Origin of the sequence: Teichococcus oryzae, from assembly GCF_008386565.1 — a bacterium.
Taxonomy (GTDB): domain Bacteria; phylum Pseudomonadota; class Alphaproteobacteria; order Acetobacterales; family Acetobacteraceae; genus Pseudoroseomonas; species Pseudoroseomonas oryzae.
In genome coordinates, this window is record NZ_VUKA01000001.1 from 495902 (window position 1) to 510406 (window position 14505).

A 14505-nucleotide genomic window follows, 5' to 3' on the forward strand; every position below is an offset into this window, starting at 1 on the left:
CGGCGTCCCGGCCCGCCGCGACGCCGCGCCGGCCTTCCCTGCGCGCGGAAGGCGGGGACCGGACGGCCCGGCCGGGCGCTAGGGCTGGGTCTGGGGCTGGCTGAACTGCGAGAAAAAGAAGCGTTGCAACCGCATCAGCATGTCCCGCAGGTCGAAGGGCGGTGGCGGCTCGCTGGCCTGGCTCGGCGGCGCCGCGGCGCGGAAGGCCGCCAGGGCCCGCCCGGTTTCCGACAAGGGCAGGTCGCGCGGCGCGCTGTCCGCCGTGGCGCTGCCCAGCCCCATCACCCGCAGCAGCGCGTGGCTCGCCTGAGGCAGCTCGGCGGCGGCGCGCGCCGCATCCTCGGGACGCGGCGCGCAAACCACGGAGCGGCCTTCCAGCCCGCAGGGCATCTCCATCATCGGATTGGGCGGGAAGCGCAGCTGAACCGTTCCCGCCAGGGCCAGCAGCCCGCGCGCCACGCCTTCCATGCCGAGGTCGCGGGCGGTCACCACCGGCACCAGCACGCCGCGCCGCACGGCCACTTCCAGCGCCAGCGCCGATTCGGTGGCGGTGGCCGGCTCCACCGGCGTCGCATGGGTCATGCGGCAGGCGGTGTGGTCGGTCATCGGGTCGGCGGCGCAGCTGAGGATCCATGGCCCATAGCTTTCCGTGGCCGCGCGGGCGGGGGCGGAAAGCAGGGGCAGGACCAGCAGGGCCAAGGCTGGCAAGGCCAGGATTGGCAGGGGCGGGGCTGGCCGGGTCGGGGTGGCGGTCATGCGCATATGCGGCAAGATAGGGATCGAGGAAGGAGTTCGCCATGAACCGCATCACCTTGCCGGACGGCGCCAGCCTTCCCGTCCTGGGACAGGGCACCTGGAAGATGGGCGAGCGCGGTGCCGACCGGGCGGCCGAGACGCGCGTCCTCCGGCTGGGCCTGGATCTCGGCCTGACGCTGATCGACACGGCCGAGATGTATGCCGAGGGCGGCGCCGAGGAGGTGGTGGCCGAGGCCGTCGCCGGGCGGCGGGACGAGGTGTTCCTGGTCACCAAGGCCTATCCGCAGAACGCTTCCCGCACGCGGCTGCCGCAGGCCTGCGAACGCAGCCTGAAGCGCCTGCGGACGGATGTGATCGACCTTTACCTGCTGCACTGGCGGGGCGCGGTGCCGCTGGCGGAAACGGTGGAGGCGATGCGCCGGCTGGTGGCCGAGGGCAAGATCCGCCGCTGGGGGGTTTCCAACCTCGACATGTCCGACCTGGAGGAGCTGGGGGAGGCGCTGCCGGAATGCGCCACGGACCAGGTGCTGTACAATCTTGAGGCGCGCGGCGTGGAATTCGACCTGTTGCCCTATGCGGCGCGGCTGATGATGCCGGTGATGGCTTATTCCCCCATCGGCCAGGGCGGCAGCCTGCTGCGCCATCCAGCCCTGCGGCGCGTCGCGGCGCGGCATGGCATCAGCACGGCGCAGGTGGCGCTGGCCTGGACGCTGCGCAATGACGGCATCATCAGCATCCCCAAGGCCGCAGACGAGGCGCATCTGCGGGAAAACGCCGATGTGTGGAAGGTGGTGCTGACGCCGGAGGACCTGGCGGAGCTCGACGGCGCCTTTCCGCCGCCCAAGCGCAAGCAGCCGCTGGAGATGCTGTGACCAGGGCCGGTACCCTGGCCTTCGCTTTGCGGGTTTCGGCTTGCGTGAGGGGTGCCTATCTTCCGCCACGTGACCTGCTTGACTGACATGCCGTGAGCGCGGTGCTGGCGACCTTGTTGCTCATGCTGCTGCCGCTGGCCCTGGCGGGCGGCGGCGCGGCGCGCTGGCCGGCGCTGGCGCGGCTGGTGCATGGCGGCTGTTTTCTGGTTTCGCTGGGCTTCGCGGCGCTGGGCGTCGCCGTGCTGGTCTTCGGTGGCGGCGATCCGCTGCTACTGCCCGTTGGCCCGCCCTGGGCGCCGCTGAGCCTGGCGCTGGATGGCCTGTCCGCCTGGTTTCTGTTGCTGCTGGGGCTGGTCGGCGCCGCCACCGGCCTGTTCGCCTGGACCCATGAGGCCGAGGCCCCGCCACGCCGCCTCCTGTGCTACCCGTTGTTCCTGTTCGGCATGGCGCTGTGTCTGGGGGCCGCCGACGGCTTCACCCTGATCCTGGGCTTCGAGGCCATGTCGCTGGCCTCCTGGGGCCTGCTGGTGGCGCGGGCAATGGAAACGCGCGGGGAAGGGGAGCGGCTCGCCGCGCGCCTTTACCTCGGCTTCGCGCTGTTCGGCGCCGCCTGCCTGATCCCGGCGATCGGGCTGATGGGCGGGCTGGCGGGCGACCTTTCCTTTGCCGGTCTGCGGGCCGCGCCTATGCAGGGCGGCATGGCGGCGCTGGTGATGGCGCTGGTGCTGCTGGGCGCCGGGTCCAAGGCCGGGCTGGTGCCGCTGCATGGCTGGCTGCCCATCGCCCATCCGGTGGCGCCGGCCGGCGTTTCGGCGCTGATGTCCGGCGCCATGACCAAGGTGGCGCTGTATGTGGTGGCGCGGCTGGTGCTGGATCTCGGCGGGCCGGCGCAGCCGCCGGCCTGGGGCGCGCCGCTGCTGGTGATCGGCGCCGCGTCGGCCCTGTTCGGTGCCCTGCGCGCGACGCAGGAGGTGGATGGCAAGGTGCTGCTGGCCTGCTCCACCATCGAGCATGTCGGGCTGGTGGCGATGGGCCTCGGCCTGTCCGCGGTGCTGCGCGGGGCGGATCTGGGGCCGCTCGCTTCCGTGGCCGCCGGGGCGGCGCTGCTGCACGCCCTGGGCCACGCCCTGTTCAAGACGTTGTTGTTCCTGTCCGCCGGGGAGGTCGAGCACGGCGCCGGATCGCGCCGGCTGGATGCGCTGGGCGGGCTGATCCACGCCATGCCGCTGGTGGCGCTGTGCGCGCTGTTCGGCGCCGCCGCGGCGGCCGCCCTGCCGCCGCTGGTGGGCTTCGCCGGGGAATGGCTGCTGCTTCAGGCGCTGTTGTCCGCCTGGCGCGTGGGCGCGCTCTGGGTGCAGGTGATGGTGGCGGCGGTGACGGCGGTGGTGGCGCTGTCCACCGCGCTGGGCGCCATGGCGATGCTGCGCTTCTGGGGCCTGTGCTTCCTGGGCCGGGCACGCACGCCGCGCACATTGGGTGCGCAGGACGCGGCGCCGCCGGCCCGGGCCGCCCTGGTCGCGCTGGTGGTGCTGGCCACCGGGGCGGGGCTTCTGCCCGGCAGCCTGCTGGCCCTGGGCGCGCCGGCGGTGGCGCAGGTCAGCGGCCATGCGGGGCTGGTGGTGGCCGGCCCCTGGTCGGTTGGCGCCGCCACGGCGGCCTCGGCCTATTGGCCGCTGGGCGTGCTGCTGCTGGTCGCGATCGTGGCGGCGGCGCTGGTGGCGGGGTTGCGCCGCCTGTCGCTGCAGCCCGCGGCGCGGGGCCCGGTCTGGGATGGCGGCTTCATCGCGCCGCCGGCGCATCTGCCCTTCGGCGATCCGGCCACCCAGGCCAGCGCCGCCGGCTTCGCGCAGCCGCTGCGGCGGATGCTGGGCACCCGCCTGCTGATGGCGCGGGAGGCCGTGCATTTCGCCGCCCCGGGCGATCCCGCGCCGGCCCGGCTGGAGGCCGGGTTCCGCGACCCGGTCCTGCCCGCCTTTCTTCGCCCGCTGCTGATCGCGCGGGACAGGCTGGCGCAGGCGGCCGAATGGCTGCGTGACCTCAGCATCCGGCAGTTCCTCGGCATCGCCTTCGGCACGCTGTTGCTGCTGCTGGCCTTGCTGGCGCTGGCGGGCCCGCCATGACGCCGGGCGCGATCTTCACCCAGCTGGTGCATCTGGCGCTGATGCTGGCGCTGGCGCCGTTGCTGGTCGGGCTGGTGCGCTGGCTGAAGGCCCGGCTCATGGGGCGGCGGGGGCCAAGCCCGTTGCAGCCCTGGCGGGACTTGGCGAAGCTGGCGCGCAAGCAGCCGCTTCTGGCGGAAAGCGCGTCCGTGATGTCGGTGGCGACGCCCTATCTGGCGCTGGCGGCCACAAGCGCGGCGGCGGCGCTGGTGCCCGGCTTCGCGCGCGGCATGGCGCTGGCACCCATGGCCGACCTGATCCTGGTGGCCGGGCTGCTGGCGCTGTCCCGCTTCGCCCTGGCGCTGGCGGCGATGGATGTGGGCACCGCCTTTGGCGACCTCGGCGCCGCGCGGGAGATGAGCTTCGCCGCCTTTGCCGAACCGGCCTTCATCCTGTCCGTGCTGTGCTTCGCCATCCTGGCCGGCTCCACCAACCTCGACGCCATCGGTGCAGCCTTCGCCGATGGCGGGCCGGGGCTGCGCATCTCGCTTCTGCTGGCGCTGCTGGCGCTGCTCGCTGTGGCCCTGGCCGAGAATGGCCGCATGCCGGTGGACAATCCCGCCACCCACCTGGAGCTGACCATGGTGCATGAGGCGATGCTGCTGGAAACCTCCGGCCGCTACCTCGCCCTGTGGGAGATGCAGGCGGCGCTGCGGCTGATGCTGTGGCTGTCGCTGCTGGCGGCGCTGTTCCTGCCCTTCGGCACCGCGCCGGCCTTTTCCGGCCTGGGCGGCTGGCTGCTCGGGCTGCTGGCCTGGGTCGTGAAGCTCGGCGCCCTGGCGGTGGCGCTGGCGGTGTTCGAGAGCGCCATTGCCAAGATGCGGGTGTTCCGCGTGCCGGAATTCCTCGGCGCGGCCCTGCTGCTGGCGCTGCTGGGCGCGGTGTTCCTGTTTCTTTCAACCGGATTGGCGTGATGGGCTTCGGCCAGCTTCCCTTCGACATGGCGCATCTGCTGGCGGGCGGGGTGCTGCTGCTGTCCTTTGTGCTGCTTTACCAGCGGCGGGTGACGGCGCTGATCGGCGCCCTGGCCGCACAGGGCGCGGTGCTGGCGATGGCCGTCGCGTGGCAGGGCTGGGTGCTCGACGTGCCCGCCCTTTACGTCACCGCCCTGGCGGCGCTGCTGGCCAAGGCGGTGGCCATTCCGCTCGGGCTGCGGCTGCTGGTGCGGCGCTTCGGCCTGCGGCGGGCGGTGGAAACCGCCATCGGCATCGGCCCCGGGATGATCATGGGCGTCGGGCTGGTGGCGCTGGCCATCCTGGTGGTGCTGCCGGCGACCCAGGGGGCCGGGGCGCTGGTGCGGGAAGGCCTGGCCTTCGCCATGTCCGTGATGCTGCTGGGCATGCTGATGATGATCACCCGCCGGCACGCCATCGGACAGGTGGTGGGGCTGCTCAGCCTGGAGAACGGGCTGGTGCTGGCCGCCGCCGGGGCGCGGGGCCTGCCGCTGGTGGTGGAGCTGGCCACCGCCGCCCTGGTGGTGGCGCTGGCCGCCGTGGCCGGCTTCTTCACCCTGCGCCTGCGCGACGATTTCGCCGGGCTGGATCTCGGCCTGCTGCACCACCATCGCGGGGAAAGCGCGCCGCCCGGGGAGGGCCCGCCTTGAACGAGGCGCTGGCCATGTTGATCCCGACGCTGCCTGGCCTCCTGGTGGCGCTGCCGGTGATCGGCGGCGTGGCGCTGGCCGCCATTCCGTCGCCGCGGCTGGCCGCCATGCTGAACATCGCCCTGGCGGCCGCGGGCTTCGCCCTGGCCCTGGCATTGGCGGCTCTGCCCTTCGGCGTGAACGGATGGCTGCACACCGACGCGCTGAACCTGCCGCTGCTCCTGCTGGGCGCGCTGGTCGGGCTGACCACGGCCTGCTTCTCCGCCGCCACCCTGCCGCGGGAAGGCTTCACGCCCGTCACCGGGCGCGCCTTCCATGCCGCCTTCCAGATCTTCCTGGGCGCGCACCACCTGGCGCTGCTGGCGGAGAATTTGGGCCTCACCTGGGTCGCCATCGAAACGGCGACGCTGGCCTCGGTGCTGATGGTGGCGCTGCACCGTGGCCGCGCGGCGATCGAGGCGGCCTGGAAATTCCTGATCCTTGGCGGGCTCGGCATCGCCCTGGCGCTGTTCGGCACCATTGTGCTGGGGCTGGCGGCCCAGCCGGTGCTGGGCGGGGAAGCCAGCCTGTCCTTCACGGCGCTGCGCGGCGTGGCGGCGCAGGCCGATGGCGGGCTGCTCAGCCTGGCCTTCGTGTTCCTGCTGGTCGGCTACGGCACCAAGGCGGGGCTGGTGCCGCTGCATTCCTGGCTGCCGGACGCCCATGCCGAGGGGCCGGTCGCGATGTCCGCCGTGTTGTCCGGCCTGCTGTTGAACGCGGCACTGCACGCCATCCTGCGCGCCAAGGCGGTGGTCGGGCTGAACCCCGCGACCCTGTCGCCCGGCGCGCTGCTGCTGGGCATGGGGCTGTTGTCGTTGCTGGTGGCCGCCATCTCGCTGTGGCGGCGGCGCGATGCGCGGCGCTTCTTCGCCTGGAGCAGCATCGAGCATATCGGGCTGGCCGCCATCGGCTTCGGCCTGGGCGGCGCGGCCTCGGTGGCGGGGATGCTGCACCTGCTCGGGCATTCCCTGGTGAAAAGCGCCATCTTCTTCACGCTGGGTCAGGCCGGGCGGCGGCAATTGGCGGAACTGGCCGGGCTGGCCCCAGCGCGTGCCTGGATCGGCTGGCCGCTGGTGGTGGCAATGCTGGCCATCGCCGGCCTGCCGCCCTTTTCCTTGTTCGCCAGCGAGTTCCTGCTGGTGCAGCAAAGCGCGGCGCGGCTGCCCTGGCTGGTGGTGCCGCTGGCAATCGGGCTGCTGGTGGCGGCGCTGGCCTTGCTGCGGCAAGTCCATGCCATCGCCCTGGGCCCCGCCGCGCCGTCGGCGGAGCATGCTCCGCCGACGGCGGGTGCCGTGGTGCCGGCATGGCTGGCGCCCTGGCTGGCCATGGTGCCGGTGCATCTGCACCTGTTACTGGCATTGCTGCTGGGCTTGGCCTTGCCGCCCGCCCTTTACGCGATGCTGGTTGAGGCGGGGAGGATTGCCGGATGAGCCGCCCCGCCACCGAGCTGATCCGCCGCGGCGTCGCCCGTGCCGGCATCCGGCATGAACTGGACGCCGACGGCTGGCTCGCCCTGCGCGATGCGCTGGCGGAGGAGCCGGAACTGGATTTCCTCGGCCTTTGGGCGGAGGAGGGCGCCGTGCATGCCGCCTTCCATGGCCCGGATGGCGTGTTGCTGGCGACGCTGCCGGTCACGGGCGGTGCCTTTCCCGCCTTGTCGCCCGCCCGGCCGGCCGCCGCCTGGTTCGAGCGGGCGGTGGCGGATCTGTGGGGCAGGCGGGCGGAAGGCGGCACCGATGGGCGGCCCTGGCTCGACCACGGGCGGTGGGCCGTCACCGCTCCGCTGTCATCCAGGCCGGCCCCGAATACGTCCGAGCCGCCGCAGCCGGTTTTCCTGCCCGCCACCGGGCCCGGGGTGCATCAGGTGCCGGTTGGCCCGATCCATGCCGGCGTGATCGAGCCCGGCCATTTCCGCTTCCATGTGCAGGGCGAGACGGTGGTGCGGCTTGAGGCCCGGCTTGGCTATGCCCACAAGGGCACGCTGGGGCTGATGCGCGGCAAGTCGCCGCGGGCGGCGGCGCGCTTCGCGGCGCGGATCTCGGGCGATTCCACCGTGGCGCATTCCTGGGCCTTCGCCGCCGCCGCGGAAGCGGCGCTCGGGGTCAAGCCACCGCCCCGCGCCCTGTTGCTGCGCGGCCTGATGGCGGAGCTGGAGCGCATCGCCAACCACCTGAACGACTGGGGCGCGCTGTGCGGCGATGCCGCCTTCGCCTGGCCGCAGGCGCGTTGCGGCGTGCTGCGCGAAGGCTTGCTGCGGGCGCAGGAAGCCGCCTTCGGCCACCGGCTGATGATGGACCGCGTCGTGCCCGGCGGCGTGTCCATCGACATCGCGCGGAGCGGCCCCGACAGGCTGCGCGCCGCGCTGGCCGGGATCGGCGACGGGTTGCCGGCCCTGCGCCGCATCACCGAGGAACAGGCGAGCCTGCAGGACCGCCTGTCCGGCACCGGCGTGCTGCGGCCGGAGCTGGCGGCGCGCTTCGCCGCCGGCGGCTTCGTCGGCCGCGCCTCGGGGCGGGATTTCGACGCGCGGCGGAACGGTGCCTACCCGCCCTATGATAGCCTCGCCTTCGAGGTGCCGGTGCTGCAGGCCGGCGACGTGGAAGCGCGGCTGGCGATCCGCGTGGCGGAGCTGGAGCAATCCCTGGCCCTGGCCGAAACGCTGATGGCGCGGCTGGAGCCCGGCGAAACCCTGGTGGCCCCGCCGCCCGAGGCCATGCGCGCCGGCGAGGGCGTCGCGCTGGTGGAAGGCTTCCGCGGCGATGTGCTGTGCTGGATGGCGCTGGACGAGGCGGGGCTGATCCGCGCCTGCTTCTCGCGGGATCCGTCCTGGCTGCACTGGCCGCTGCTGGAAGCGGCCGTGGAGGGCAACATCCTGGCCGACTTCCCCCTCTGCAACAAATCCTTCAACGCCAGCTATAGCGGGGTGGATCTGTGAGCGAACCACCCGAGAACGCGTCGCAGCAGGACGCGGCGGCCAAGGCGCCCTGGCCATCGCTGCGGCAGGCCCTTTCCGGCCTCTCCTGGCCGCCCATGCTGCTGCCGCGACTGACCTGCAACCTGCTCCGGGCGCCGCTCACCGAGTCCGGCCCGCCTGTGCCGGAAGTGACGGTGGCGGCGCTGGCCGAAAGGCTGGAAGCCGCGTCCCGCGCGAGGCTGGGCCGCAGCCTGGCCATTCGCCATGTCGGCTCCGGCTCCTGCAATGGCTGCGAGCTGGAGATCAATGCCTTGTCCGGGGTGGTTTATGACTTGGAGCGACTCGGGCTGCGCTTCGTGGCCTCGCCCCGCCATGCCGATGTTCTGCTGGTCACCGGCCCCGCCTGCCGCAACATGACGGAGGCGGTGCAGCGTGCCTGGCAATGCGCGCCGGAGCCGAAATGGGTGGTGGCGGTGGGCGACTGCGCCGTGGATGGCGGCGTGTTCCGTGACAGCTATGCCGTGGAAGGCGGAGTCGGGCAGGTCCTGCCGGTGGATCTGGTGATCCCCGGCTGCCCGCCCATGCCGGGCCTGATGCTGGAAGGGCTTCTGGCGCTGGTGGAAGCGCAGCGTGAGGATGCGGAGCCTCAGCCCGGTCCGTTGCGGAATGAGCCCGAATTCTGAAGCCGGATGATAAAGAGGCCGGCCGGATTCTCCGGCCGGCCCAAGGAGCCGGTTCTCCGCAAGGAGCCGGCGTCCGGATAACAGCCTGCCGGGAAAGTCTGGCTGCCACCCGGTAGCGATCGCTTTGTTCCCGCCCCTTGAAGGGCCGGGTGGTCGGTCCCTGGCTGGCAGGGTTGCCCGCGGCCTGGTCAGGCCGGAGCATGACAAGGTGGGCGGGGAACAGGCCGGCGAGGGGCTGGCCCAGGCCCTGGGGCTTTCCGGGGATGCGCTTTGCTCTGATTGCGGACCAGCCCCTCCAGCCTTCGATACGAAACGTTAACCAATAAAGCTGACACCATCATGGGCGGAACCTGAAATCCCCGTCATCCCGGGGCGTGCCGGCTCAGATCAGGCAAAGCGCCTGCAATTCCTGCCGCAAGGCCGGGGGCAGGGCGGCGATGCCGGAACTGTCGGTGGCGCCCGCCACCAGATCGGCCGGCGCCGCCTCTGCCTCCAGGTAGCGCCAGCCCTGGAAGGCCTTCACCGGGCGCGCCGCCACCGCCACCAATTCCGGGTCCAGCACCAGGGCGGTGTGCGGCGTGCCGTCTGCGCTGGCCTCGGCCCGGATGTCCAGGATGCGCTGCCGCACGCAGGCATAGCCCGCCACGACCCAGTAGAGGGAGCCGCCATCCAGCACCTCCGCCGCGCGTTTCGGGGCCATGCGGGTCAGGTGCCGCAGGGGCGGGTCGAGCATGGCGCGGCGGGATTGCGAGGCCCGCAGGGTCCCCACGTCGCGCGGCCCCACGCAAAGTTTCAGGATGTGCAACATGGTGCCACATCTACGCCCCGCGGAGCCTGCGGCAAGGGTCCCGCCGCGCGAACATCCGGGATGGCGGTGCCGCCTCCCAGCGCCGGAAAGGCAATCGGCTGGAGGTGGCGCCGCCAAAATCATTGCGTGGCGGCCAGGGCGCGGAGTAAGGCAGCGCCGATTTCATGCCGGCCCGGAGCCGCCCTGCCAGTCCTTTCCGGCCTGGGGCGGGGGCGGGGAACACAAGGAAGAACCGCATGGTGGGCTATCGCGTCGCCGTCGTCGGCGCCACAGGCAATGTCGGCCGCGAGATCCTGAAAACCCTGGCCGAGCGTCAGTTCCCGGTGAGCGAGGTCGTGGCCCTGGCCTCGCCGCGCTCCGCCGGGCAGCAGATCTCCTTTGGCGAGAAGCAGGTGCTCACGGTCCGGAACCTGGAAACCTTTGATTTCAAGGGAACGGATATCGGGCTGTTCTCGCCCGGCGCGGCTATTTCGGCGGTGCACGCGCCGCGCGCCGCCGCCGCGGGCTGCGTGGTGATCGACAACACCAGCCAGTTCCGCATGGAGCCCGACGTCCCGCTGGTGGTGCCCGAGGTCAATCCCCAGGCCCTGGAAGGGTTCCGTAAGCGCCGCATCATCGCCAACCCGAACTGCTCCACCATCCAGATGGTGATGGCGCTGAAGCCGCTGCACGCCATCGCCCGCATCCGGCGGGTGGTGGTGGCCACCTACCAGTCGGTCTCGGGCGCCGGGAAGGAGGCGATGGACGAACTGTTCACCCAGACCCGCGGCGTGTTCGTCAACGATGCCTCGACGCCCGAGGTGTTCACCAAGCCGATCGCCTTCAACTGCATCCCGCATATCGACAAGTTCATGGATGACGGGTTCACCAAGGAGGAGTGGAAGATGGCGGTGGAAACCCGCAAGATCCTCGACCCCGACATCCAGGTGGTGGCCACGGCGGTGCGCGTGCCGGCCTTTATCGGCCATGGCGAGGCGGTGCATGTGGAGTTCGAGAGCGAGATCACGGTGCAGCAGGCCTGGGCGGCGCTGCGCGAGGCGCCGGGGATCACCCTGCTCGACCGCCGGGAAGATGGCGGCTACGCCACGCAGGTGGACATTGCGGGGGAGGACCCGGTGTTCGTATCCCGCCTGCGCGCCGACCCCACCGTGCCGCATGGCCTGGCCTTCTGGTGCGTTGGCGACAATCTGCGCAAGGGCGCTGCGCTGAACGCGGTGCAGATCGCCGAGGAACTGGTGCGGCGGAAGCTGCTGGCGCGCGAGGCCGCCTGACCGGAAGGCGGCAGCGGCGCCCGTCTTCACGCAGGCGTGTCGGGTTATGGCAGGATTGCCCTGCCTCCGCCACGCTGCCGCCCCGCATCCCGCCCAGGCTGTTCCACGTTGGAACAGCGAAGGAGGACACCATGATGCGGAACATGATCACCCGGATGGTCTTGCTGGGCGGCATCGGGCTCGGGCTCGCTGCCTGCAATTCCTACAGCCCCGGCCAGCGTGCCGTCGGCGGTGGGCTGCTGGGCGCCGGCGCGGGCGCCGGGCTGGGCTCGCTCAGCGGCAATGCGGGAACAGGCGCGCTGATCGGCGGTGCGCTAGGCGCTGTGGGCGGCGCGGCCACCACGCCGGAACGCGCTCCCGATCCCTATTATGACCGCCGCGGCTATGGCCCGCCTCCCGGCTACCAGGGGGGATACCAGGGCGGCTACTGACGGCGATCTGGGGTCCGGGGAACCTCCCCGGGCCTCATGAACCGACCGAGGGATGAAGGATCGGCATTATCGCCCATGGGGCGCGTTGACGCTTTGGGGCGCCGCACCATAAAAGGTTCCGGCATCGTCCCGCCCGCCGCTGCCCCGGCGGTGGGACGGGGCAGCCGGAATTCAGTGCGGAAGCGGGATCGGTCCATGTCTAGAAACAGTGACTTGCGTGATGCGACCTATGTGGGGCTCCGCACGGACGGAACGCGCATCCTGCGCCCGAAGTCGCCGCATCTGCAGGTCTATGACATGCTGCAGATCACCAGCGGCATGTCGATCGGCAGCCGCATCACCGGCTGCGCCTGGACGGTTGGGCTGCTTTTGATGGTGTGGTGGCTGGCGGCGGCGGCGTCCGGCCCGGCGGCCTTCGCCAATGTGCAATGGTTCATGTCCTCCTTTCTGGGCATGCTGGTCCTGTTCGGGCTGTCGGCCGCCGCCTGGTTCCACACCCTGGCTGGCCTGCGCCACCTGGCATGGGATTTCGGCTATGGCTGCGACATGCCCGCGGTGCACCGCACCGGCCGCATCGTGCTGATCGCCACCGCCGTCATGACCGTGCTGACCTGGCTGGTCGCCATCATCGCCTGGGCCTGAAACAAGATCATGAGCGACAACAGCATCAAGTTCCCCATGCGCACCCCGCTCGGCCGGGTGCGCAACCTCGGCTCGGCCAAGGGTGGCACGCACCACTGGTGGATGCAGCGCGTCACCTCCATCGCGCTGCTGCCGCTGACCCTGTGGTTCGTGTTCTCGGCCGCGTCCCTGGCTGGCCATTCCTTTGAGGCCACGCAGGCCTGGATCGCCCGGCCGTTCAACGCAGTGCTGCTGCTGGCCACCATCGGCCTGTCCTTCTACCACGCGGCGATCGGTGTGCAGGTGGTGATCGAGGACTACACCCGCGGCGAGCTGGCGCGGCAGGGCGGCATCCTGGCGGTGAAGGCGCTGTGCTGGATCCTGGCTCTGATGGCCGGGCTGGCCGTGCTGCGCATCGCGGTCTGAGGCACCTTCGGGCGGCAGGGCCGCCTGACCGGTTTGGCGGATTGAAGCAAAGGCGGCGGCCCCTGACAGCACGCCGCGCAGTTGTATGGACGGACCCGGAATGAACGCGATCACCATGCCTTCCTCGGGCGCCTACCGCATCGTGGACCACACCTATGACGTGGTGGTGGTCGGTGCCGGCGGGGCGGGGTTGCGGGCCACCTTCGGCATGGGTGCCGCGGGCCTGAAAACCGCCTGCATCACCAAGGTCTTCCCGACCCGCTCCCACACCGTGGCGGCGCAGGGCGGCGTTGGCGCGGCGCTCGGCAACATGGGCGAGGATGACTGGCGCTGGCACATGTACGACACCGTCAAGGGGTCGGACTGGCTGGGCGACCAGGACGCCATCGAATACATGTGCCGCGAGGCCGTGCCGGCGATCATCGAGCTGGAGCATTACGGCGTGCCGTTCTCCCGCACCGAGGATGGCAAGATCTACCAGCGGCCCTTTGGCGGCCACATGCAGAACTACGGCAAGACGCCGGCCATGCGCGCCTGCGCCGCCGCCGACCGCACCGGCCATGCCATCCTGCACACGCTGTACCAGCAGTCGCTGAAGCATAACTGCGAGTTCTTCGTCGAGTATTTCGCCCTCGACCTGATCATGGACGAGGAAGGCGCCTGCCGCGGCGTCATGGCCTGGAACCTGGAAGACGGTTCCATGCACCGCTTCCGCGCCCAGACCGTGGTGCTGGCCACCGGCGGCTATGGCCGCGCTTATTTCTCCTGCACCTCCGCCCATACCTGCACGGGCGATGGCGGCGGCATGGTGCTGCGTGCCGGCCTGCCGCTGCAGGACAACGAGTTCGTGCAGTTCCATCCCACCGGCATCTACGGCTCCGGCTGCCTCGTCACCGAGGGCGCGCGCGGCGAGGGTGGCTACCTGACCAATTCCGAGGGCGAGCGCTTCATGGAGCGCTACGCGCCGACGGCGAAGGACCTGGCGTCCCGCGACGTGGTGTCCCGCGCCATGTCGATGGAGATCCGCGAGGGCCGTGGCGTCGGCCCGCACAAGGACCACATCCACCTGCATCTGGAGCACCTGGGCGCCGAGCTGCTGCATGAGCGGCTGCCGGGCATCTCCGAGACGGCGAAGATCTTCGCCGGCGTGGACGTGACCAAGGAGCCGATCCCGATGCTGCCTACGGTCCATTACAACATGGGCGGCATCCCCACGAACATCCATTGCGAGGTGCTGAACCCGACCGCCACGGACCAGGACCGCGTGGTTCCGGGCCTGATGGCGGTGGGCGAGGCGGCCTCGGTGTCCGTGCATGGCGCCAACCGCCTGGGCACCAACTCGCTGCTCGACCTCGTGGTGTTCGGCCGCGCCGCGGCGCTGCGCGCCGCCGCGACCCTGAAGCCCGGCGCCACCCAGGCGCCGCTGCCGGCCAAGGCCGGCGAGATGGCGCTGGACCGGCTGGACCGTGTCCGCCATGCCAAGGGCGATGTTTCGGTGTCCGAGCTGCGGCTGAACATGCAGCGCACCATGCAGACCCATGCCGCCGTGTTCCGCACCTCCGAGCTGTTGAAGGAAGGCTGCGAGAAGATGGCCAAGGTGGCCGACACCTATAAGGACATCAAGATCGCCGACCGCTCGCTGATCTGGAACAGCGACCTGATGGAGGCGATGGAGCTGGACAACCTGATCGGCAACGCCCTGACCACCGTGGTCGGCGGCGAGGCCCGCAAGGAATCCCGCGGCGCCCACGCGCAGGAAGACTACCCCGAGCGCGATGACGTCAACTGGATGAAGCACACCCTGGCCTGGGTCGACGACAAGTACCAGGTCAGGCTCGATTATCGCGACGTGAAGATGCGGACCCTCACCAACGAGGTCCAGGTCTTCCCGCCCAAGCCGCGCGTGTACTGAGGACGAGCCG

Annotated in this window: 14 protein-coding genes; 12 read left to right on the plus strand and 2 right to left on the minus strand. The window is 71.2% G+C overall.

What is annotated here, in order from left to right; genetic code table 11:
* Window positions 1-78: 78 nt before the first annotated feature.
* Window positions 79-756: a hypothetical protein gene (locus F0Q34_RS02270; protein ID WP_241665272.1), complete on the minus strand. Its 678-nt coding sequence runs from the start codon at window positions 754-756 to the stop codon at window positions 79-81.
* A 41-nt stretch (window positions 757-797) separates the two neighbouring features.
* On the opposite strand from F0Q34_RS02270, the gene F0Q34_RS02275 reads away from it, so the two are divergent.
* The 7 genes from F0Q34_RS02275 to F0Q34_RS02305 all read left to right on the plus strand — a co-directional run bounded on the left by F0Q34_RS02275 (window position 798) and on the right by F0Q34_RS02305 (window position 9026).
* Window positions 798-1628: an aldo/keto reductase gene (locus F0Q34_RS02275; protein ID WP_149810494.1), complete on the plus strand. Its 831-nt coding sequence runs from the start codon at window positions 798-800 to the stop codon at window positions 1626-1628.
* Window positions 1629-1720: 92 nt separating this feature from the next.
* Window positions 1721-3748 carry a proton-conducting transporter transmembrane domain-containing protein gene (locus F0Q34_RS02280; RefSeq protein WP_149810495.1) on the plus strand — a complete coding sequence of 676 codons (2028 nt, stop codon included), beginning with the start codon at window positions 1721-1723 and terminating at the stop codon, window positions 3746-3748.
* The gene (locus F0Q34_RS02285) at window positions 3745-4701 is read left to right on the plus strand and encodes a respiratory chain complex I subunit 1 family protein (RefSeq protein WP_149810496.1); all 957 of its coding nucleotides are present in this window, start codon (window positions 3745-3747) and stop codon (window positions 4699-4701) included. Before F0Q34_RS02280 ends, F0Q34_RS02285 begins: the two co-directional genes overlap by 4 nt.
* Window positions 4701-5390, plus strand: a complete 690-nt coding sequence (locus F0Q34_RS02290; protein ID WP_149810497.1) for a hydrogenase-4 component E — start codon at window positions 4701-4703, stop codon at window positions 5388-5390. Before F0Q34_RS02285 ends, F0Q34_RS02290 begins: the two co-directional genes overlap by 1 nt.
* A complete protein-coding gene (locus tag F0Q34_RS02295; protein WP_241665273.1) occupies window positions 5387-6859 on the plus strand; it encodes a proton-conducting transporter transmembrane domain-containing protein in 1473 nt (490 codons plus the stop codon). Before F0Q34_RS02290 ends, F0Q34_RS02295 begins: the two co-directional genes overlap by 4 nt.
* Window positions 6856-8364 carry a hydrogenase large subunit gene (locus tag F0Q34_RS02300; protein ID WP_149810498.1) on the plus strand — a complete coding sequence of 503 codons (1509 nt, stop codon included), beginning with the start codon at window positions 6856-6858 and terminating at the stop codon, window positions 8362-8364. Before F0Q34_RS02295 ends, F0Q34_RS02300 begins: the two co-directional genes overlap by 4 nt.
* Entirely contained in the window at window positions 8361-9026 is a 666-nt protein-coding gene (locus F0Q34_RS02305) for an NADH-quinone oxidoreductase subunit B family protein (protein WP_456316228.1), read from the plus strand. The genes F0Q34_RS02300 and F0Q34_RS02305 overlap by 4 nt, the downstream gene beginning before the upstream one ends.
* Window positions 9027-9408: 382 nt before the next feature.
* Here F0Q34_RS02305 and F0Q34_RS02310 read toward each other — a convergent pair whose 3' ends face one another.
* Window positions 9409-9834 (minus strand): DUF1489 family protein, encoded by a 426-nt coding sequence (locus F0Q34_RS02310; protein ID WP_149810499.1) that lies wholly within the window; start codon window positions 9832-9834, stop codon window positions 9409-9411.
* Between the two features lie 239 nt (window positions 9835-10073).
* Between F0Q34_RS02310 and F0Q34_RS02315 the strand changes: the two genes are divergently transcribed.
* The 5 genes from F0Q34_RS02315 to sdhA all read left to right on the plus strand — a co-directional run bounded on the left by F0Q34_RS02315 (window position 10074) and on the right by sdhA (window position 14495).
* Window positions 10074-11105, plus strand: a complete 1032-nt coding sequence (locus tag F0Q34_RS02315) for an aspartate-semialdehyde dehydrogenase (protein ID WP_149811224.1) — start codon at window positions 10074-10076, stop codon at window positions 11103-11105.
* Window positions 11106-11236: 131 nt separating this feature from the next.
* Window positions 11237-11536 carry a hypothetical protein gene (locus tag F0Q34_RS02320; RefSeq protein ID WP_241665274.1) on the plus strand — a complete coding sequence of 100 codons (300 nt, stop codon included), beginning with the start codon at window positions 11237-11239 and terminating at the stop codon, window positions 11534-11536.
* Window positions 11537-11749: 213 nt separating this feature from the next.
* Window positions 11750-12178, plus strand: coding sequence for a succinate dehydrogenase, cytochrome b556 subunit (gene sdhC, locus F0Q34_RS02325; RefSeq protein ID WP_241665275.1), 429 nt, complete (start codon window positions 11750-11752; stop codon window positions 12176-12178).
* Window positions 12179-12187: 9 nt separating this feature from the next.
* Window positions 12188-12583 (plus strand): succinate dehydrogenase, hydrophobic membrane anchor protein, encoded by a 396-nt coding sequence (gene sdhD, locus F0Q34_RS02330; protein ID WP_149810501.1) that lies wholly within the window; start codon window positions 12188-12190, stop codon window positions 12581-12583.
* A gap of 100 nt (window positions 12584-12683) precedes the next feature.
* On the plus strand, window positions 12684-14495 hold the full coding sequence (gene sdhA / locus F0Q34_RS02335) for a succinate dehydrogenase flavoprotein subunit (RefSeq protein ID WP_149810502.1): 1812 nt from the start codon (window positions 12684-12686) through the stop codon (window positions 14493-14495).
* Window positions 14496-14505: the final 10 nt, after the last annotated feature.